Below are 17,333 nucleotides of genomic sequence, written 5' to 3'. Positions count from 1 at the left end.
CGGCCCGGTAACATCTTGTAGCTGGGTTCGTCGATCAGCGCCCACTCCTTGGGGGCATCCTGCTCCCATTTGCTGATGGGGCGGTTGGCCATACGAAACCAGATATCGGCATCAAGTCCGGTCTGATGGCTGCGATGGCCAGAGGTAAAGGGGCCGCCCCGGGCCATCGCCAGATCAGCGATGTAGAGATCCGGCAGCCCGGCCATGCGGGTCTGGTTGGCCAGCGCTTGCAGATAGTGGATGAGGTCGGGGTGGCCGTAGTAGCGCAGCCGCTTGGTGCGGATCACCTGATAACCCGGCCCTTCAAGGGGCAGGGATACGCCGTTTTTCAGGCAACCGGCGGCATAACCACCGATGGCTTCCGCTTGCAATACAGTCGCCAGCAACAGGGACGTCAGCATGTGCGTGCTCCTTGTCTTGCTTCGAGTCGGCTCAGCAATACGAACAGACTCAAACATATAAATAAATAGGCCGCGGCTACCAGCAGCCAGATCTCGTAGACCAGTCCGCTGGAGTTGGCCATCTCGGTACCGACGAAGGTGAGCTCCTGCACCGAGATAAGGGAAACAATGGCGGTATCCTTCACCAGCGCGATGAGCTGACCGGTGAGGGGGGGCAACATCAGCAGCATGCCCTGCGGCAGGATCACATGGCGCAGCCGCACCCAGGGGGAGAGTCCGAGGCTCTGCGCCGCCTCCCACTGGCCACGGGGGATGGCGGCAAGCCCGGCGCGGACGATCTCGGCGACGAAGGCTGCGCTGATCATGCCAACGCAGAGGGTGCCTGAGATGAGGTTCTCCCAGCGGGCAGGTGGGCCAAACAGCGCCTCTTGCCATGGGGAGAGTGATACGGTGCCGAGCCAGCGGGAGAGGCCGCTCGCAGGCAGCAGCTGGTTGGCGATAAAGAAGTAGAAGATGAAGATAAAGACCAGCGGCGGCAGATTACGGATCAGCTGGATAAACAGGGTCGCGGGCATCACCAGCCAGGGGCGGCGGCTGAAGGCGGCTACCCCCAGCGCAGTGCCGAGCAGCAGCGCCAGCACCATGCCGAGCAGGGCGATGCGCAAGGTGGTGAGCAGACCGCTGAAAAAGTAGGGCAACTCGCCGTGAGGGCCGGGGGTGAACAGCAGGTCGAAGGCTTCATGCCAGCGCCACTGATAGGCTACCCCGATGTGCAAACGGCTGGCCAGCCAGAGGCCAGCCAGCAGCAGGATCAGGGCGATTGCCCCATCCAGCCAGTTGATGTTCCGACATGGCCCACGGACGATGCGTCGGATGGTCTCTTTTAGAGCAATCAGCATCAGGGGTTGGCGACCTGCGCTTCCCACGCCAGCGACTTGAACCAGTAGTCATGGCGCGCCTTGAGCCAGCCATCGGCCTGACGGGCGGCGATCCACTCGTTGAACTGCTCAGCCAGGGCATCATCCCCCTTGCGCAGGGCAAAGCCTTCATCGCCTTGTGCCAACGGCTCGGCAAACGGCATAAAGAGGGCATCGGGGTGGCGCAGCGCCTCTTGCTCGGGTTTCGGGGAAGAGGAGAGGGCGCCGTGAGCGCGGCCGTTCAGCACCTCCTGAAATACCTGTGACTCGTCATCAAACTGGCGCAGGGTGGCCTTGGGGAAGTGTTCTTTTGCCACCTGTACCGGTGAGGCGCCACGACGTACCGCCAGGATCACCCCGCGCTGGTTGAAGTCCGCCGCGGTTTTCTTCTCTTTGGCCAGGGTGCTGGAGGCGGCCAGCTGCACCCCCGAATGGGAGTAGGCCTGGGTGAAGCGCACGCTCTTCTCCCGCTCGGGGGTGATGGTGAGGCCGCCGATGATGACGTCATATTTTTTCGCCAACAGGGAGGGGATGATGCCATCCCAGGCGGTAGGCACGAACTCTACCTGCCAGCCGTTATCTGTGGCGAGGCGACGGGCCACGTCAATCTCGAAACCGATCAGGGCCCCCTGCTTGTCGCGCATCGCCCAGGGGGCGAAGGTGGACATGCCGACCCGCAGGGTACCGCTCTGCTCGATCTGTGCCTGGGTGTCGGAGGGGGCAGTTTGTGCCAGTGCCGGAGTGAGCAGGCTTGTCAGTAGCAGGGCAGCGCCCGACAGGGTGGTCTTGAATGACAGATTCATGGTTAGCGTCCTTGTTGATCCGGATTCAGGTGACGGGCCAGCGCCCGCGAACAGGCTGACAGCGTCAGGGTTAACAGCAAATAGAGGGCAGCTACGGTAAACCACACCTCAAAGGTCAGAAACGTATCGGCAACCAGAGTACGCCCTTCGTTGGTCAGATCGAAGATGGCGATCACACTCACCAGCGCCGAATGTTTGATAAGGGAGACCAGCTCGTTGGTCAGCGGCGGCAAGGTGATGCGCACCAGCTGGGGCAGGATCACCTTGCGCAGGGTGATGGTTCGCGACAAGCCAAGAGAGTGGGCCGCCTCCCACTGTCCTTTGGGAATGGCCTGTACGCCTGCACGCAAGACCTCGGCGGTGAAGGCACCCTGATAGAGGGAGAGGCTCAACACGGCGCAGGCAAGGGGGGCCAATCCCAGCATGGGGCCAAGCAAGAAATAGAGAATATAGAGTTGCACCAGCTGGGGCGTGGTGCGCACCAGCGCCAGATAGGCGATGGCGAGCCAGGGGCCGAGCCGGGAGGGGACCAGCCGCAGGCTGACCACGCACACCCCGATCGCCAGAGTGCCCAGCAGACTGAGCAGCGCCACCTGCAAAGTGACCAGCAGGCCGTTTAGCAAGTGGCCGGCATAAAAGGTTCCCTCATCCCATTCGCCGAGAAAGGGCAACACCCGCGGCCACTGCCACTCATAGCCCATCTGGCGAGCGCCGCTATAGAGCGCCCAGCCCAGTAGCGCACAGAGCATCACAGTGCCTGACAACCAGCCGAGCAGGCGGGGGCGATTGAGCCTAGCCATGATAGCTGAGCACCTGTTCGAGGAAGGCCCGGGTACGCGGGTGACGAGGGGCGTTGAACAGCTGGGCGGGCGGGGCCGACTCGATGATTTTCCCCTCATCCATAAAGAGCACCCGATCCGCCACTTGACGGGCAAAGCCCATCTCGTGAGTGACGCAGATCAGGGTCATCCCCTCGTCAGCCAGCTCGCGGATCACATCGAGCACTTCGCGGATCATCTCGGGGTCGAGGGCGGAGGTGGGCTCGTCAAACAGCATCAGCTCGGGTTGCATGCAGAGGGAGCGGGCGATGGCGACCCGCTGCTGCTGGCCGCCGGAGAGCTGGTGGGGGTACTTGTCGGCCTGCGCCTGAATGCGCACCCGCTCGAGCAGCCCGAGCGCCCGGGCTTTGGCCTCCTGAGGGCGCAACCCCAGGGTATGCACCGGCGCCACCATCAGGTTTTCCAGCACCGTCATATGGGGGAAGAGGTTGAACTGCTGAAACACCATGCCAACCCGACCTTGCAGGCGACGCAGGTAGGCGGGGGTCACCGGCTCGCCAAACAGGAATAGCTGGCCGCCATCGATCCCCTCCAGCCCGTTGATGGTGCGGATCAGGGTCGATTTTCCCGAGCCTGACGGGCCACAGATGACCCACTTCTCTCCCCGTTCAATGGTGAGATCGATGTGATGAAGAGCCTGAAAGTCGCCATAGAATTTGTCGACGCCACAAAAGCGCACACAGGGTTGCGAGTTGGTCAAGAAGCGGGTTCCACTGAGAATCATTTACGCCATGGTATTGATTTTATAGGGGGATGACAAAGAAAACCCCCTTGTCAGCATCCTGATGGCTATTCACAATGGCGCCATTTCGTGATGACAGGAGCTTTTCATGCGTATTACATCCTTGCTTGCCGATTCGCAGGTGCAGCTGTTGATGCCGCCAGCGGTGCGCTATCGCTGCGTCATTTTTCTGCTGTTGCTGGTGAGTTGGGGCGTGGTGGAGGCCTCCTTGTGGGATGGCTGGGGCGCCATGGCGCTGCTCAACTGGGTAGGCGTGGTCTTTGGTGGCATCACCGGGATCATGGTGTCGCTGCCTCGCAGCTGGCAGCCCTGGCGCCTGGCGGAGCTGGGGTGGGATGAACAGCATATCTATTTGCTCAATGGCAACAAGGATGAGGCGCTGGCGCTGCCCCGCAGCACGCTGGTGGCGCTTGAACGGGAGCGGCGAGTTGGCCACGACGGCCAGTGGCTCGACTTCAGCCTCGATCTGCAACTGAGTGAAGAGGAGCTGGCGGCGGCCATGGCCTTGCTGGATCTCAAGGCGGGGGAGCTGCATCTGGTGAGCCCGTCGGTCTATCGCTTCGGCTTTAAACGGGCCTGGCACGGTCGCCGGATGCTGGCGCAACGGTTGTCAGATCTGCAATCGGCCTGAGTCGACTATTTTCTCGACAATTCCCGGCAAAGCTCAGATACTGCCAGTGACTCGAATTGATCTTGTCTGCACTGTTACCCCAAGAGATCAATCACTTGACGACAGTGTGGAGAAGGCCACGGCATGAAGCCATGGCAGGTCCGGCATAGGGGTTGTGCCCTTACCGTTATGCTGGGAATTGCATAGAGAAGGCACCTTGAATCGAGAGTGGATGGCATGAAGATTTACGTAGGAAATCTGTCGTACCGGATGACGGCCGACGAACTGAAAACCCTGTTCAGCCAGTTTGGACAGGTCGACAAGGTTGATATCATCATCGACCGCGATACCGGCCAGTCAAAGGGGTTTGGTTTTATTGAAATGCCGGTCAATGGTGATGCCGAAAAGGCCATCGCTGGTCTGCATGGCACAGAAGTCGGTGGCCGTACCATCACCGTCAACCAGGCCAAACCGAAGACAGATGCTCCCCGTGGTCGCCCGCAACAGCGCCACCGCTAAGGTGCCTCGGTAATGAAAAACGGCATGGGTTTCCCCCATGCCGTTTTTGTTTCTGGACGTTTTGCTGTTATCAGGGGACGTCGTAACCGAGCGCCGCCTTGCGGATGCGGAACCACTGCTGGCGGTTAAGCCCGATGGATTCGGCGGCCACGGCGGCAGCAATCCGCTCCCGCTTGCCGGAGCCAATCAATGGCAGCGGCTGGCTTGGCAGCATCATTACCCAGGCGTAGACCACCTGCTCGATAGTCTGGGCGCCCACTTCCTGACGGATCTGTTCCAGTTCGGCACGCAGCGGGGCATAGGCGTCATCGCTGAACAGTCGGCCGCCGCCGAGACATGACCAGGCCATCGGCTTGATGCCAAGCTGCTGGCACTGATCCAGGGTACCATCGAGGGTCCCTTCCTGATGAAGCGGCGAGATCTCCAGCTGGTTGGTGACCAGCGGGAAGGGGAGGCGCGATTGCAGTAGCTCGAACTGACGGGCGGTGAAGTTGGATACCCCGGCGTGCTTGATCTTGCCCGCCTGTTTCAGGGTGATAAAGGCGTCGGCCACTTCATCTGCGTTCATCAGGGGATCCGGGCGGTGGATCAGCAGCAGGTCCAGATGGTCGGTGCCGAGCTTGCGCAGCGAGGCCTCGGCGCTGGCGATGATATGGTCCTTGCCGGTGTTGTAGTGGTTGAGAGCATGCTCCGGCTTGGCGGTGAGGGCGATACCGCACTTGGTGACGATCTCCATCCGGCTGCGCAGGGAAGGCTCGAGGCGCAGGGCGTGACCAAAGGCCTCTTCGCACTGGTAGCCACCATAGATATCGGCGTGATCGATAGTGGTGACCCCCAGATCCAGATGATATTTCATCAGATCGAGCAGAGCGGCCGGAGAGAGCTGCCACTCCATTAGGCGCCAGTAACCCATGATGAGGCGAGAGAAGGTGGGGCCTTGCGGATGCAGGGCGACACGGGATACAGACATGGTTGACTCCTTGAAAAACACGATGCGAAAACGATGTGCAACATAGATGACTGCGGGCATCTTGGCCTCATGTGGCTGGCAAAGCAATAATGGGCAGTGGCATGATTCGAACTTTGGTTCTGATCGCAGAGTAGGAGAGAGAGTTGGATGGAAGGATTTGCCGAGCGCTTGCAGAGCCTGATCGGGGAGATGAGCGTGAGCGCGTTTGCCCGCAAGGTGGGGCTCAGTGAAGCGCTGATCCGCAAATATTTGAAGGGAGCCGAGCCTGGCCTGGCGCGGGCCAACCAGATCGCCATGGGGGCCAACTGCTCGCTGGAGTGGCTGGCAACCGGCTGCGGTTATCTCTACCGTCAGGCGGAAGTGGTAGACAGGGAGGCGCTGGCAGCGGCGCAGCTACTGCTGGGCGAGCAGCAACCCGGGGTGGGGCTGCCCGATGAGGAGGCACTGGTCACCCTGCTCGCCTATTACCAGTTTTTGCGCACCCACAAGAAAGCAGACGGTTTTCTCGACTTGGCGCTGGCGCGGGAGTTTGGTCGCCATCTGGGGGAAGCGTGATGAGGGGCATATTACCCTTTGGTCGTGTCACGGCCGGGTGATTATTCTGATACGCTCTAAGCAAGATAACTCTCCATGGAATGGGCGATGAGCTACTTGATCCTCGGAAGCGGTGCGCTGGGCTCGGCGCTGGCAAGAGAGCTGATGGCAAGGGGGGAGTCCTTCCTGCTGGCCGGGCGCACCTATCCAAAAGGGATCGAGATGGGGGCTTTCTTCCCGCTGCAAGAGGTGGACGCCATCTCGTTCGACGCCCTGTTTACCCTCTACGACACCGATCCGCTTCCCACTGTGGTGATCAACACCATCGGCCTGTTGCACGATGTCAGCTTTATGCCAGAGCGGCGGGTCGAAGAAGTGCACCCCAAGTGGCTGTGCGACAGCCTGCTGGCCAATGCCTGGCCAACACTGGCGCTGGCTGCCCGTTTCAGTCGGTTGATGGGCAATGACCATCCGCTGTGGCTCTGTGCCATCTCCGATCTGGCGGGCTCCATCACCTCCAATCTGGAGGGGGGGCGTTACAGCTACCGGATGAGCAAGGCGGCCCTCGACATGGGGGTGAAAACTCTGGCCCTCGAGTGGGCGCAACGTTTCCCACAAGCAGGGGTGGTGGCGGTGGCGCCCGGCTTGATGGACTCCCCGATGAACACCCCCTTTCTGAGCGAGTTGCCTGCGGAGCAATTGCAGGAGCCTGCCGAGGTGGCGGTGAAACTGCTCAATCTCATCAAGGGGTTATCGTTGACCCAATCGGGTCAGCTACTGGATCTCAACGGTCAGCCGCTGCCTTGGTAAATCCCGCCTGCGGGTTCTATGGACGTCTATTGGCTTCACATTCTGCTCATGCGCCCCTTGCCAAGCGAGGGGTGCATGGCTAACGTCACTCTCCTGTTTCAGGAGGGATCTCATGCGCTATATCGATTTACGAAGTGACACCGTCACCCAGCCTACTGACGCCATGCGTCAAGCCATGCTCCACGCCGAAGTCGGTGACGATGTCTATGGTGAAGATCCGTGCGTCAACGCGCTGGAGGCCTATGGGGCCAGATTGCTGGGCAAACAGGCGGCACTGTTTGTGCCGTCCGGCACCATGTCCAACCTGCTGGCGGTGATGAGCCACTGTCAGCGCGGTGAGGGGGCTATCCTCGGCAACGCCGCTCACATCTATCGCTATGAAGCGCAGGGGAGTGCCGTGCTGGGCTCCGTAGCCCTGCAACCCTTGCCGATGCAGCGCGATGGCACGCTGGCATTCGATGATATCAATGCTGCGCTGGCCCCTGATGATGCCCACTTCGTCCAGACTCGCCTGATCTGCCTTGAGAACACCCACAACGGCAAGGTGCTGCCACTCTCCTATCTGCAGGAGATGGGGGTATTCGTTGCCGAGCGCGGCTTGAAGCTTCATCTCGATGGCGCCCGGCTCTTTAACGCCGCCGTGGCCAGCGAGACCCCGGTCGAGGTGATCGCCGCTCCATTTGATAGCATCTCGATTTGTCTCTCCAAGGGGTTGGGGGCACCGGTGGGCTCGCTGCTGGTGGGCAGCCACGATTTCATCGCCCGTGCGCGCCGCCTACGCAAGATGCTGGGAGGTGGCATGCGTCAGGCGGGGATTCTGGCGCAAGCCGGTCTGTTTGCCCTCGAGCAGCATGTGACCCGCCTGGCCGATGATCACCGCCGTGCCAAACGGCTGGCCGAAGGGTTGGCTGCACTACCGGGCATCGAGCTCGACCTCTCGCTGGTGCAGAGCAACATGGTGTTCCTGCGGCTGCGTGAGGGGGAGTCTGCCCCTCTGCTCGCTTTTATGAAGGAGCGGGGGATCCTCTTCTCCGGTTACGGCGAGCTGCGGCTGGTGACCCATCTGCAAATCAACGATGACGATATTGAAGAGGTGATCGACGCCTTCACCGAGTATCTCGGGGCGCGTTGAGACGGCTGGTGAGGTAGAGGTTATACCAAGACCTGTTCATACCGAAATAACAGAGGGCGCCGCGGCGCCCTCTGTTATTTGCTGCAAGCTCAAGCCTGCCGCTGGCCGCTCATCAGCATGGCCTCATCGGTAGCGTCGTAGATCATCACCGCGATGTGGGTCACCTGACCGCCGAAATCGGCCAGTGGCACCAGCGTCAGGTTCTGGAACATATGGGGGGCCGAGCCGGTAATGGGGCGATAGTTGGAGAAACGCAGCAGATAGGGCTTCTGCTCCCAGGTGCTGAAGGCGCGGTTGTTGAGTTTGAAGACCATGTTGGCCTTGCGTTCGAACCAGGCTCTGTCCACATCGGGGAAGAGCTCGAACAGTACGCCATCGCGCACGTCACTGGCCAGTCGGCCGCTGTGGCTCTCCATAAAGCCGTTCCACACCTGAACCTTGTACTCCTTGTCGAGCACCACCAGGCCTACGTCCAGGTTCTGGACTATGTTCATCAGCCAATGAAATTCACGGATTTCCATAGTCACTCCTAGAGCATGTGCATGATTTTGTTGTTCATGGTGGCGATGGAATCTTCGGTAAACAGCAGCAGCAGATCACACTGCACCGCGTAATCCTGGATCCGGTAGTTGATCTCGATGGCGAGCGTGCGGCGCCAGCGACTCTTGTTGGTGTTGATCAGCTCGTTGATGGGTCTGTGCTGGCCGAGCACCACCGGGTGCCCTTGACTGAAGGGGGTGTCGAGCTGGTTGGCGTAGCCGCGCAGGAAGGCGCCGATCAGCACGTTGGCGGTATCCATCAACAGCTCCAGTTCGGCGGTGCGATCCAGCGTCCCCTGATGGTTCATCAGCTTGGCTAAATCTTTGAAGCTGGAGTCATGGAACAGGATCAGCGCTTCGCCGGCGATCCCCGCTCCGATAAAACCCTGACATACGGCGGAGAGGGTATCTGAATCCGCAGCGGCCGAGAGGGCCATGTGCAGCTCGGAAACCTCCAGCACGTTGACGTTGGGGATGGGCAGCACCACGAAGGCGTTGAGCAGACGGGCCAGCAAGTCGGCCGCCTGACCCATGGAGACGTTGGCCAGCTCCTGATAGACATCGCGGATTTCGGGGGTGATCTTGACGCCTGCATCGGCTACAACGCCGTTTGGTTGCTGCTCGGGGGCGCTTGGTTGACCGCTTGGGGCGGCACTCCAGAAATCATGCTTTTTGAGCAGGGCGAGCAGGGTTTCTGGGGCGGCAGGTTTCTTGATGAAATCGAGCGCCCCTAGCCCCATGACCCGTTGATAGGCCTCTGGTTGGATATCCCCGGAGACCACGATCACCTTGTTGCGCAGACCCTCCCGTTGGAGGGTCTCCAGCACGCCATAACCGTCCATTTCCGGCATGGTCAGATCGAGGAAGATGAGATCGCCATGACCCATCAGCACCTGTTCGATCCCTTCGAGACCATTGGCTGCGTAGTGCAAATCGACTTTCCAGTCGGCCGGGAGCGCCCGCGCCAGCTGTTTGCGGGCGAACCCGGAGTCATCACATATCAATACATTCATGGCGTTAGGCAGGCTCTGTTGGCAAGGGATGCTATAAGTGTGGCCCGCTAACGGTCAGATGCAATGGGTGAGGCTATCACCTTGTGAAAATTGGTTGTCCCACTGCCGATTGCGATAGCGTGCTGAGTATTTTTCAACAAATTCAACGAACATCTTAACACGCAACGGAGCGAACTGGTGCTGGCAACACAACATGTAGAAGGGGCGATTGCCGGTTTGCCAGTCGGTCAGTACCGGCACCAGCTGCTCGTCATGGAGGAAGCTGCTCAGATAATGCAGCGGGGCGTTGACGATCCCCAGATGACGCCGGGCTGCGCGTACCGCGGCCTGGGTCTGGTTGACGGTCAGTTTGGCGCTGCGTTTGATGCAGACGCTCTGGCCATCCTTGTCGGTCAGCTGCCAGTGCTGGTGAGGCCAGCAGTAGATGAGATCGTGCTCTTCCAGCTGGTTGGGATGGGAGGGAGTGCCCTTCTTGGTCAAATAGAGTGGTGAGGCAAACAGGCCGTACTCGATATGGCCGAGACAGATCGCATTGGGCAGCGACTGGGGCAGCTCACCGTTGAAGAACACCAGATCCCTATCATTGTCGAACAGGTGCTGGTGATCATTGGTCTGGGTGATATCGAACTGTACCTCGGGATAGTGCAGCCCGAATTCGGCCAGCATATCGATGAGGATGGTGTTGGAGAGTGCGATCGGCGCAGCTATCCGGATAAGCCCGGTGATGTCTGCCTCTTGCCCCTGGATCTCGCTGGTGGCCTGCTCGATTTGCGCGAGTGGCGTGCAGAGACGTTCGTAGTATCTGAGGCCATCATCGGTCAGGCGGAGCTTGCGGGTAGAGCGATGTAGCAGGGAGCAACCCAGTTGCTCTTCCAGCTGGGAAATGCGTCGACTGATGGTGCCTGTTGGCATGCCCAGTGCGGCTGCAGCGTGGGAGAATCCTCCCTCTTGCACCACCTTGACGAACAGGTAGAACTCTTCGATGTGCTTCATAAACGCTGTTCTGGGTGTAACAAGGGGGCAACCATAAAAAGAGCGTTCCGGGTTGGCAAGGGTAATTCAGCGTTTAATTGATCTGGATTCGATTTCTGTTGATACCAGTTATCCACCCGCCCGTCATCTCAGTTTCCCCGAGCTGGTGATTATTTCGGCACGATGCCAAATGGTACTGCGGCAGTGATGTTTGCCATATTTCCTGATTTGTTCCGCTATAACCGCGGGCGAAGGCCGATATTGCAATCTGATGGAAGGAATCTGGGTTGCTCTGCGTACTCAGCCGGGGTGGTTTGCCATCCACAGCCAATGTGATGCAGATCATATATTCGGGTTTTGCTCATTGCCTGTTGAAAAATGAATTTGGGGTATATCAATTCCGCCTTAGTGAACTATGTTTGTCCGTTTTGGCGTTTTTTTGGCTGTTTATCCATCCGCTTGGTTAATTAATGGAAGCTTTGTGACAGAGAGTGATGACTATTTCCACCATTGATTTAAATGTTAATAACAAATTTATCGCAGCAAATATGCAATTGCTCTTTCAAGGTCTCGAGTGGATAGCTCTTAGTGCTTGTTTTTACTGGGGAAAAAAGTTAAAAATCGACTATATGATTTGCCTGGATTAACAGGGTCCTTGGCTGAGTCCTTTGTAGTATTGCCGTACAGGCTGCCCTGTTGTTGATATCTGAAATAGTTTTGTCCGCTCTTGGCTATGTGAAAAGGGATAATGGCCGAGAGGTATTTGCACCTTGCATTCTGCAGCTAGCGGTTTGCCAGATCTGTTTTCCGGTTAACCAGTGACCATCCAGCATGAATGACCTTGACCAGATGAATACGCTTGACGAACGGTTACTGAAGACGATGGATGTTCTGCATACCCCGATCTGGGTTTATGACATCGAGCATCACCATATTTTCTGGGCAAACAGCGCCGCGCTCTCCGTGTGGGAGGCGACGTCTCTCGACGAACTCTGCTCCCGCGACTTCTCTGCCGATATGGCAACCGCCATCGATCTGCTGCTGCAGCGCTATCTGGGTGATTTTCAGCAGGGGCGCAGTTACAACGAGTGGTGGACCCTCTCCCCAAAGGGGGTCAAGAAGCAGATCTATCTGCGCCTCTCCGGTATTCAACTGGCTGGCCGGCTGATGATGATGACCGAAGCTGTGCTCGACTCCGATACCCTCTATCAGGAGTCCTCGCTGGCAACCGGCGATACCCTTGCCTGCCTGTTCGATAGCCATGGTGTGTTCGAGAGTGGCAACTATCACTTCGAAATGTGTTTCGGCCACCAGATCGCCAAGCTCTCCCAGGTTTTCTCCGGCAATGATGACAGCTTCTACCAGAAGCTCTCCCGTCTCGATGAAGTGGTGACCGAGGGGGAGTGCCGTACCCTCAAGGGGATGCGCTGGTTCCAGTATCAGTTCCGCTATATCCAGCAGGGGGCCCGCATTCTGCTCACCATGCGGGATATTACCGATCGCAAACTCGAAGAGCTGGAGCATCGCCACCTCGCCTGGCACGACTCCCTGACCGGCCTGCTCAATCGCTATGGCTTGATGAAATCCCTTGAGGCCTATTGCGGGCTGGGGGAGCGTTTCGCGCTGGTGTTCATGGATCTGGACAACTTCAAGCTGGTCAACGACAACTACGGCCACAAGGCGGGAGATCGCCTGCTGGAGCGGGTCGCCGGTCGCCTCAAACAGATCTGCCCGCGGGATGTGGAGCTGGCTCGCCTCGGTGGCGATGAATTCACAGCACTGGTGCCGCTGGGCAATCAGGGGGATCGGGCGCAAGAGGTGGCCGATCAGATGCTCTCCCAGATGACCAAGCCGCTACAACTGAGCGGGCTGCCGGAGGTGACCATCGGCGGCAGTATCGGTATCGCCATCTATCCCGATGATGCGGATGACGGGGACAACCTCATCACCCGTGCCGACATGGCCATGTATCAGGCCAAGCAGATGGGGCGGCTGCGCTGGCAGCGTTTCACCCCCAGCATGCAACAGACCCTGCAGCGCAAGCTCAATCTCAAACAGTTTCTGGCCAAGGCCATCGGCCGTCAGGAGCTGAGCCTCTGTTACCAGCCGCAGGTCGATGCCGCCAAACGGCGTCTGATCGGTTACGAGGCACTGCTGCGCTGGTACAACCCGGTGCTCGGCCATGTCTCGCCGGTGGAATTTATCCCGCTGGCCGAAGAGATGGGGCTGATCCGCGAGATCGGCAGCTGGGTGCTCTCCACCGCGCTGGCACAGGTCGCCAGCTGGCAGAAGCGCTTCCATCAGCGAGTGCCGGTCTCCGTCAACCTCTCCGGTTTCCAGCTCTCGTCGGCGCTGCCCGGGCAAGTTCGCCAGCAGCTGGAGCTGCACGGGGTGGATGCCTCCCTGTTGACGCTGGAGCTGACCGAAACCGTACTGATGCTCGATATGAAGGGGTGCCTCGGCATTCTCGACGATTTGAGCGAACAGGGGATCAAGATTGCCATCGATGATTTCGGTACCGGCTACTCCTCGCTGGCCTATCTCAACCGGTTGCCGATCAACAACATCAAGCTGGATCGCTCCTTCGTGGTCGGCCTCAACTTGCCGGTGATCCGGGCGACTGCGGCCATGGCCACCAATCTGGGGTTGGGGATCATGGCGGAAGGGGTGGAGGAGCCTCACGAGCTGGCCGCCCTGCAGACCCAGGGGTGCCATGTGTTCCAGGGATATCTGTTCAGCAAGCCGCTGACTGTGGCGCAAGTCGAGGCGAGCGGTTTTGTGGTGGAGTGCCAGGTCGGGCGTTATCCACTGCTAGATGCCGTAATGGCAGAGTAACAAGTGTGCGTTAGGCCACAACTTGGAATTTTATTCCGCAATATTTAATCAAAATTAATCATTCTTTTGCGATCGGTCATGAGACGGATTGGCTGGAATTGCTAGCATGCGACCTCGTTTCTAGGGAAAGGAGTATCGCAATAATGAGTCATGCTGCTGTCAATGACCGTCCGGCCAGCCCTCCCAAAGGTTGGCTAAACCGTTTCCTCAATGGCGTCGAGAAAGCCGGGAACAAATTACCCGACCCCGCCATGCTGTTCCTCTACGCCTTGCTGATCGTCTGGGTCGGCTCCTGGGTGTTGTCACAATTCCAGTTTGATCTGGTCAACCCCCGTACTGGGGAGGCGGTAGTGGTCAACAACCTGCTGACCGGTGCCGGTCTGGCCGAGTTTCTCTCTACCATGGTCACGACCTTTACCGGCTTTGCCCCGCTGGGGATCGTGCTGGTAGCCATGCTCGGGGTCGGGGTGGCCGAGCAGTCCGGTTTTATCAATACCGGTCTGAAAAAGTTGCTGAAAGTGACGCCTGCCCGTTTTCTCACTCCCATGCTGATCCTGGTAGCGATCGTCAGCCATACCGCCGCAGATGCGGGTTATGTGCTGGTGATCCCCATCGGTGGCATCATCTTCCACGCTGCCGGACGCCATCCGCTGGCGGGGATCGCCGCTGCCTTTGCCGGTGTCTCCGGCGGTTTTGCCGCCAACTTCTTGCCCTCCGGCGGGGATGCGCTGCTGCAGGGTTTTACCCAGTCCGCCGCTCAGTTGCTCGATCCTGACTACATGGTCAACACCCTGTGCAACATCATCTTTACCGGTGCCTCTTCGTTGCTGATCATCTGCGTCGGCTGGTTCGTCACCGAAAAGGTGGTGGAGCCGCGCCTCAAGCATGTGGCGCTCAACGAGGATCTGGAGAGTGCCGACGAGATGGGGCGCTACAGCGCGCAAGAGAGCCGGGCCTTCAACTGGGCCGGGTTTGCCATGCTGGCGGCTATTGTGCTGCTGGCGCTGGCGCTCTCCCCGAGCGATTCACCGCTGCGTGCTGCCGATGGCTCGCTGACCACCTTCGCCGCGCCGGTGATGAAGTCCATTGTGCCGCTAATCTTCCTGCTCTTTATCCTGCCCGGGATTGTCTACGGCTTTGTCGCAGGCAGCTTCAAGAGTGGCAAGGATGTGATCGATGCCATGTCGGCCACCATGAACAAGATGGGCTCCTACATGGTGATGGCCTTCTTCTGCGCGCTCTTTATCAAGGCGTTTGGTGACTCCAATCTGGGCACCCTGCTGGCCCTCTCCGGTGCCGAAGTGCTCCATGCGCTGGCGCTGCCCGGTGAGGTGACTATCGTCGGGATGATCCTGCTGACCGCCAGCGTCAATCTGGTGGTGGGGTCGGCTTCGGCCAAGTGGGCGCTGATCAGCCCGATCCTGGTACCCATGCTGATGGCGGTGGGGATCTCCCCCGAGCTGACCCAGGCGGCCTATCGGGTCGGGGATTCTGCTTCCAATATCATTACCCCGCTGATGGTCTTCTTCCCGCTGGTGGTGGTCTATTGCCAGCAGTATGTAAAGAGCACCGGGATCGGTACTCTGGTCTCCATGATGCTGCCCTACTCGCTGGCCTTCCTGGTGAGCTGGACGATTTTCCTGCTGCTCTACTGGGCGCTCGGCTTCCCGCTCGGGTTGCAAGCCCCTTACGTCTATCCGGCCCCTTAAGCTGGGTGTGCGAGGGAGCCTTGGGCTCCCTCGTTTTTTTCGCTATGGTGTTACCTCATTTTGGAGGTGCCATGAATCAGACCATCGATCTTATCCTTTCCCATCGCTCCATTCGTCAGTTCACTGCCGAGCCGATTGCCCCGCAGCAGCTGGATGCCATCCTCGCCGCCGCCCAGTCCGCCTCGACCTCGAGCTTTTTGCAGGTGACCAGTATTGTGCGAGTCTGCGAGCCCGAGGCGCGTCAGCAGTTGGCCATGCTGTCGGGCAATCAACCCTATGTGGTGCAGGCGGCCGAGTTTCTGGTGTTCTGCGCCGATTACCACCGCCACACCCAGATCGTGCCCGAGGCCCAGACCGGCTATGCGGAGCAGTTGCTGATCGGAGCCATCGACGGCGCCCTGATGGCGCAAAACGCCTTGCTGGCGGCGCAGTCGCTGGGGCTGGGCGGGGTCTATATCGGCGGCATTCGCAACCATCCGGCCGAGGTGAGCGAACTGCTCGGCTTGCCCCATCAGGTGATCCCGCTGTTTGGCCTCTGCCTTGGTCATCCTGCCCAGCAGCCGGAGCAGAAACCCCGTCTGCCCAGGGGATTGGTGGTGCATCAGGAGCGCTACCAGCACGAGCTGGATCGCGACCTGCTGGCCCGGTACGATCAGCAGATCGCGGACTACTATCAGGCCCGTAGCAGCAACAACAAGCAGCAGACCTGGAGCGGCCAGATCCGCGCCATTCTGGGCAAGGAGTCCCGCCCTTTCATGCTGGGATTCCTGCAATCGCGGGGCTTTAACCTCAAGTAATGGCACTGATGGGCGATACTATGGGGAGGTGACCGTCATGGTCATCATCCCCTGATCCTGCAATCTCTCCCTGAGACCGGGGGCACAGCTTGGTGACAAATCGTGGGCAAGGGGGGATCTGCAGGCTACCTTAAGTGGGTAAGCTGTTGTAGGATCACGCAATTGGATAGGAACAGGGGTTTGGACATCCTATGATTTTAACTTTGGTATTGCTGTCTATTGGCGCACTCCTGTTTTTGGTTATCGCCTATAACGTGGTGCAGCAATATAAGCAGAAGGCAGAGGCGGACAAGCGTCACGCCGTTGCCAGACACAAGACGGTGGCCGACGAGACCGAAGAGGTGTTGCTGAACGTCAATCTGGTGCCTTTCTCCAAGAACATGGTGTTGCTGTTGCAGCACCGGATCCTCGATGCCTATCGCGCCATCGCCCAGGTGATGCCCAACAATCAGATCAAGCAACGCATCGTTGATGTACAGACCCAGATCAAGAATGTGCAGGAGAACTACAGCGTGCAGGATGAGGGGCAGTTCAAGACCCCGGAGTCCGATCGTCAGGCGATCCAGATGCTGCAGCTGGTCAAGAAGATGCGGGCCGTGCTGCGAGTCGAGCACAACAAGGGCAAGATTGACCCTCAGGGATTTGCCCAGGAAGAGCGCCGCCTCGAGCTGATGCAGCTCAAGATCAACATCTCCAATCTGGTCAAGCGGGCGATGGATGCCCGCATTCAGGGCCAATATGGTACTTGCCGCCAGCTCTATACCAAGGGTCTGTCGGCCATGGCGAGCGTGGGCGACAAGGATCCCTATCTGCTGGCCCGTGAAGAAGATATGCGTCAGGGGCTCAAGGAGCTTGAAGAGCTGCAGCAGCAAAATAGCGCGCAGGATCTGCAAAACATCAAGGACAAGGAAGCCGACGAGCTCGATGTCCTGTTTCAACCCAAGAAGAAATGGTAAGCATGTCCCACCCACTCGATTCCACACTGGGGCCAATGGCCCCATTTGTTTCTCAGCTGTTGGCAGAACTGGCCGCCACTGGCGTCACAATTTCCCGGCCAACGGTCGATCACCTCTGTTATCGGGCGGCTACCCTGCAGGTCCTACCTCGCCCGTTTTGCCGATGTGTCAGACGAGAACGAGGAGAGTCTCTGGTTGAGACTTCGGCTGGCACAGGCGATGGACAAGCCGGCAT

Annotated in this window: 18 protein-coding genes and 1 pseudogene; 10 read left to right on the top strand and 9 right to left on the bottom strand. The window is 59.0% G+C overall.

Annotation, left to right across the window (positions count from 1 at the left end):
- The 5 genes from AB5Y92_RS00585 to AB5Y92_RS00565 form a co-directional block, all read right to left on the bottom strand.
- Positions 1 to 401 (bottom strand): penicillin-insensitive murein endopeptidase (locus AB5Y92_RS00585; protein WP_368225132.1); only part of this gene is annotated, 401 nt, incomplete at its 3' end.
- Entirely contained in the window at positions 395 to 1,300 is a 906-nt protein-coding gene (locus AB5Y92_RS00580; RefSeq protein WP_368225130.1) for an amino acid ABC transporter permease, read from the bottom strand. The genes AB5Y92_RS00585 and AB5Y92_RS00580, both read right to left, overlap by 7 nt.
- The gene (locus tag AB5Y92_RS00575) at positions 1,300 to 2,121 is read right to left on the bottom strand and encodes a transporter substrate-binding domain-containing protein (RefSeq protein WP_335843156.1); all 822 of its coding nucleotides are present in this window, start codon (positions 2,119 to 2,121) and stop codon (positions 1,300 to 1,302) included. Before AB5Y92_RS00575 ends, AB5Y92_RS00580 begins: the two co-directional genes overlap by 1 nt.
- 2 nt (positions 2,122 to 2,123) lie before the next feature.
- The gene (locus AB5Y92_RS00570) at positions 2,124 to 2,921 is read right to left on the bottom strand and encodes an amino acid ABC transporter permease (protein ID WP_368225128.1); all 798 of its coding nucleotides are present in this window, start codon (positions 2,919 to 2,921) and stop codon (positions 2,124 to 2,126) included.
- Positions 2,914 to 3,684 (bottom strand): amino acid ABC transporter ATP-binding protein, encoded by a 771-nt coding sequence (locus AB5Y92_RS00565; RefSeq protein WP_368225126.1) that lies wholly within the window; start codon positions 3,682 to 3,684, stop codon positions 2,914 to 2,916. Before AB5Y92_RS00565 ends, AB5Y92_RS00570 begins: the two co-directional genes overlap by 8 nt.
- Before the next feature lie 106 nt (positions 3,685 to 3,790).
- Between AB5Y92_RS00565 and AB5Y92_RS00560 the strand changes: the two genes are divergently transcribed.
- Together AB5Y92_RS00560 and AB5Y92_RS00555 are read left to right on the top strand one after the other, a co-directional pair.
- Complete coding sequence (locus tag AB5Y92_RS00560) at positions 3,791 to 4,333, top strand: hypothetical protein (RefSeq protein ID WP_368225124.1); 543 nt, start codon at positions 3,791 to 3,793, stop codon at positions 4,331 to 4,333.
- Between the two features lie 216 nt (positions 4,334 to 4,549).
- Positions 4,550 to 4,831: an RNA-binding protein gene (locus AB5Y92_RS00555; protein WP_005337180.1), complete on the top strand. Its 282-nt coding sequence runs from the start codon at positions 4,550 to 4,552 to the stop codon at positions 4,829 to 4,831.
- Positions 4,832 to 4,901: 70 nt separating this feature from the next.
- On the opposite strand, the gene AB5Y92_RS00550 is transcribed toward AB5Y92_RS00555, so the two are convergent.
- Positions 4,902 to 5,801: an aldo/keto reductase family oxidoreductase gene (locus AB5Y92_RS00550; protein ID WP_309507130.1), complete on the bottom strand. Its 900-nt coding sequence runs from the start codon at positions 5,799 to 5,801 to the stop codon at positions 4,902 to 4,904.
- Between the two features lie 147 nt (positions 5,802 to 5,948).
- On the opposite strand from AB5Y92_RS00550, the gene AB5Y92_RS00545 reads away from it, so the two are divergent.
- The 3 genes from AB5Y92_RS00545 (at position 5,949) to ltaE (ending at position 8,277) form a co-directional block, all read left to right on the top strand.
- Positions 5,949 to 6,356, top strand: a complete 408-nt coding sequence (locus AB5Y92_RS00545; RefSeq protein WP_005351138.1) for a helix-turn-helix transcriptional regulator — start codon at positions 5,949 to 5,951, stop codon at positions 6,354 to 6,356.
- 87 nt (positions 6,357 to 6,443) lie between these two features.
- Positions 6,444 to 7,145, top strand: coding sequence for a short-chain dehydrogenase (locus AB5Y92_RS00540; protein WP_113740683.1), 702 nt, complete (start codon positions 6,444 to 6,446; stop codon positions 7,143 to 7,145).
- A gap of 112 nt (positions 7,146 to 7,257) precedes the next feature.
- Complete coding sequence (gene ltaE, locus AB5Y92_RS00535) at positions 7,258 to 8,277, top strand: low-specificity L-threonine aldolase (RefSeq protein ID WP_368225122.1); 1,020 nt, start codon at positions 7,258 to 7,260, stop codon at positions 8,275 to 8,277.
- Positions 8,278 to 8,366: 89 nt separating this feature from the next.
- Here ltaE and AB5Y92_RS00530 read toward each other — a convergent pair whose 3' ends face one another.
- Genes AB5Y92_RS00530 through AB5Y92_RS00520 form a run of 3 tightly spaced genes read right to left on the bottom strand, consistent with a single transcriptional unit; the run spans position 8,367 to position 10,822 of the window.
- Positions 8,367 to 8,798, bottom strand: a complete 432-nt coding sequence (locus tag AB5Y92_RS00530) for a PAS domain-containing protein (protein ID WP_005337175.1) — start codon at positions 8,796 to 8,798, stop codon at positions 8,367 to 8,369.
- Positions 8,799 to 8,806: 8 nt separating this feature from the next.
- Positions 8,807 to 9,829: a response regulator gene (locus tag AB5Y92_RS00525; RefSeq protein ID WP_047438363.1), complete on the bottom strand. Its 1,023-nt coding sequence runs from the start codon at positions 9,827 to 9,829 to the stop codon at positions 8,807 to 8,809.
- A gap of 54 nt (positions 9,830 to 9,883) precedes the next feature.
- Positions 9,884 to 10,822: a LysR family transcriptional regulator gene (locus AB5Y92_RS00520; protein ID WP_005337171.1), complete on the bottom strand. Its 939-nt coding sequence runs from the start codon at positions 10,820 to 10,822 to the stop codon at positions 9,884 to 9,886.
- 861 nt (positions 10,823 to 11,683) lie between these two features.
- On the opposite strand from AB5Y92_RS00520, the gene AB5Y92_RS00515 reads away from it, so the two are divergent.
- From AB5Y92_RS00515 to AB5Y92_RS00495, 5 genes and pseudogenes are all read left to right on the top strand, one after another.
- Entirely contained in the window at positions 11,684 to 13,636 is a 1,953-nt protein-coding gene (locus AB5Y92_RS00515) for a bifunctional diguanylate cyclase/phosphodiesterase (RefSeq protein ID WP_013723827.1), read from the top strand.
- 143 nt (positions 13,637 to 13,779) lie between these two features.
- Complete coding sequence (locus tag AB5Y92_RS00510; RefSeq protein ID WP_042055621.1) at positions 13,780 to 15,345, top strand: AbgT family transporter; 1,566 nt, start codon at positions 13,780 to 13,782, stop codon at positions 15,343 to 15,345.
- Positions 15,346 to 15,416: 71 nt separating this feature from the next.
- Positions 15,417 to 16,142, top strand: a complete 726-nt coding sequence (gene nfsA / locus AB5Y92_RS00505; RefSeq protein ID WP_113740687.1) for an oxygen-insensitive NADPH nitroreductase — start codon at positions 15,417 to 15,419, stop codon at positions 16,140 to 16,142.
- 191 nt (positions 16,143 to 16,333) lie between these two features.
- Entirely contained in the window at positions 16,334 to 17,098 is a 765-nt protein-coding gene (locus AB5Y92_RS00500; protein WP_005337161.1) for a hypothetical protein, read from the top strand.
- 123 nt (positions 17,099 to 17,221) lie between these two features.
- Positions 17,222 to 17,333 (top strand): annotated as a pseudogene (locus AB5Y92_RS00495) (type IV pilus biogenesis/stability protein PilW); the annotation flags it as partial.

This window comes from Aeromonas sp. R1-1 (assembly GCF_040908495.1).
GTDB classification, from domain to species: domain Bacteria; phylum Pseudomonadota; class Gammaproteobacteria; order Enterobacterales; family Aeromonadaceae; genus Aeromonas; species Aeromonas veronii.
Note: the sequence above shows the minus strand (reverse complement) of the source record. Positions and strands in the feature narration are given on the sequence as shown.

Excerpts from the sequence above, each read along its gene's own strand:
- AB5Y92_RS00525 (WP_047438363.1), bottom strand. The coding sequence starts at position 9,829 with ATGAATGTATTGATATGTGATGACTCCGGGTTCGCCCGCAAACAGCTG.
- AB5Y92_RS00570 (WP_368225128.1), bottom strand. The coding sequence starts at position 2,921 with ATGGCTAGGCTCAATCGCCCCCGCCTGCTCGGCTGGTTGTCAGGCACT.
- AB5Y92_RS00555 (WP_005337180.1), top strand. The coding sequence starts at position 4,550 with ATGAAGATTTACGTAGGAAATCTGTCGTACCGGATGACGGCCGACGAA.
- AB5Y92_RS00530 (WP_005337175.1), bottom strand. The coding sequence starts at position 8,798 with ATGGAAATCCGTGAATTTCATTGGCTGATGAACATAGTCCAGAACCTG.
- AB5Y92_RS00560 (WP_368225124.1), top strand. The coding sequence starts at position 3,791 with ATGCGTATTACATCCTTGCTTGCCGATTCGCAGGTGCAGCTGTTGATG.
- nfsA (WP_113740687.1), top strand. The coding sequence starts at position 15,417 with ATGAATCAGACCATCGATCTTATCCTTTCCCATCGCTCCATTCGTCAG.
- AB5Y92_RS00510 (WP_042055621.1), top strand. The coding sequence starts at position 13,780 with ATGAGTCATGCTGCTGTCAATGACCGTCCGGCCAGCCCTCCCAAAGGT.
- AB5Y92_RS00540 (WP_113740683.1), top strand. The coding sequence starts at position 6,444 with ATGAGCTACTTGATCCTCGGAAGCGGTGCGCTGGGCTCGGCGCTGGCA.
- AB5Y92_RS00550 (WP_309507130.1), bottom strand. The coding sequence starts at position 5,801 with ATGTCTGTATCCCGTGTCGCCCTGCATCCGCAAGGCCCCACCTTCTCT.
- AB5Y92_RS00580 (WP_368225130.1), bottom strand. The coding sequence starts at position 1,300 with ATGCTGATTGCTCTAAAAGAGACCATCCGACGCATCGTCCGTGGGCCA.
- AB5Y92_RS00575 (WP_335843156.1), bottom strand. The coding sequence starts at position 2,121 with ATGAATCTGTCATTCAAGACCACCCTGTCGGGCGCTGCCCTGCTACTG.
- AB5Y92_RS00500 (WP_005337161.1), top strand. The coding sequence starts at position 16,334 with ATGATTTTAACTTTGGTATTGCTGTCTATTGGCGCACTCCTGTTTTTG.
- AB5Y92_RS00515 (WP_013723827.1), top strand. The coding sequence starts at position 11,684 with ATGGATGTTCTGCATACCCCGATCTGGGTTTATGACATCGAGCATCAC.
- AB5Y92_RS00565 (WP_368225126.1), bottom strand. The coding sequence starts at position 3,684 with ATGATTCTCAGTGGAACCCGCTTCTTGACCAACTCGCAACCCTGTGTG.
- ltaE (WP_368225122.1), top strand. The coding sequence starts at position 7,258 with ATGCGCTATATCGATTTACGAAGTGACACCGTCACCCAGCCTACTGAC.
- AB5Y92_RS00545 (WP_005351138.1), top strand. The coding sequence starts at position 5,949 with ATGGAAGGATTTGCCGAGCGCTTGCAGAGCCTGATCGGGGAGATGAGC.
- AB5Y92_RS00520 (WP_005337171.1), bottom strand. The coding sequence starts at position 10,822 with ATGAAGCACATCGAAGAGTTCTACCTGTTCGTCAAGGTGGTGCAAGAG.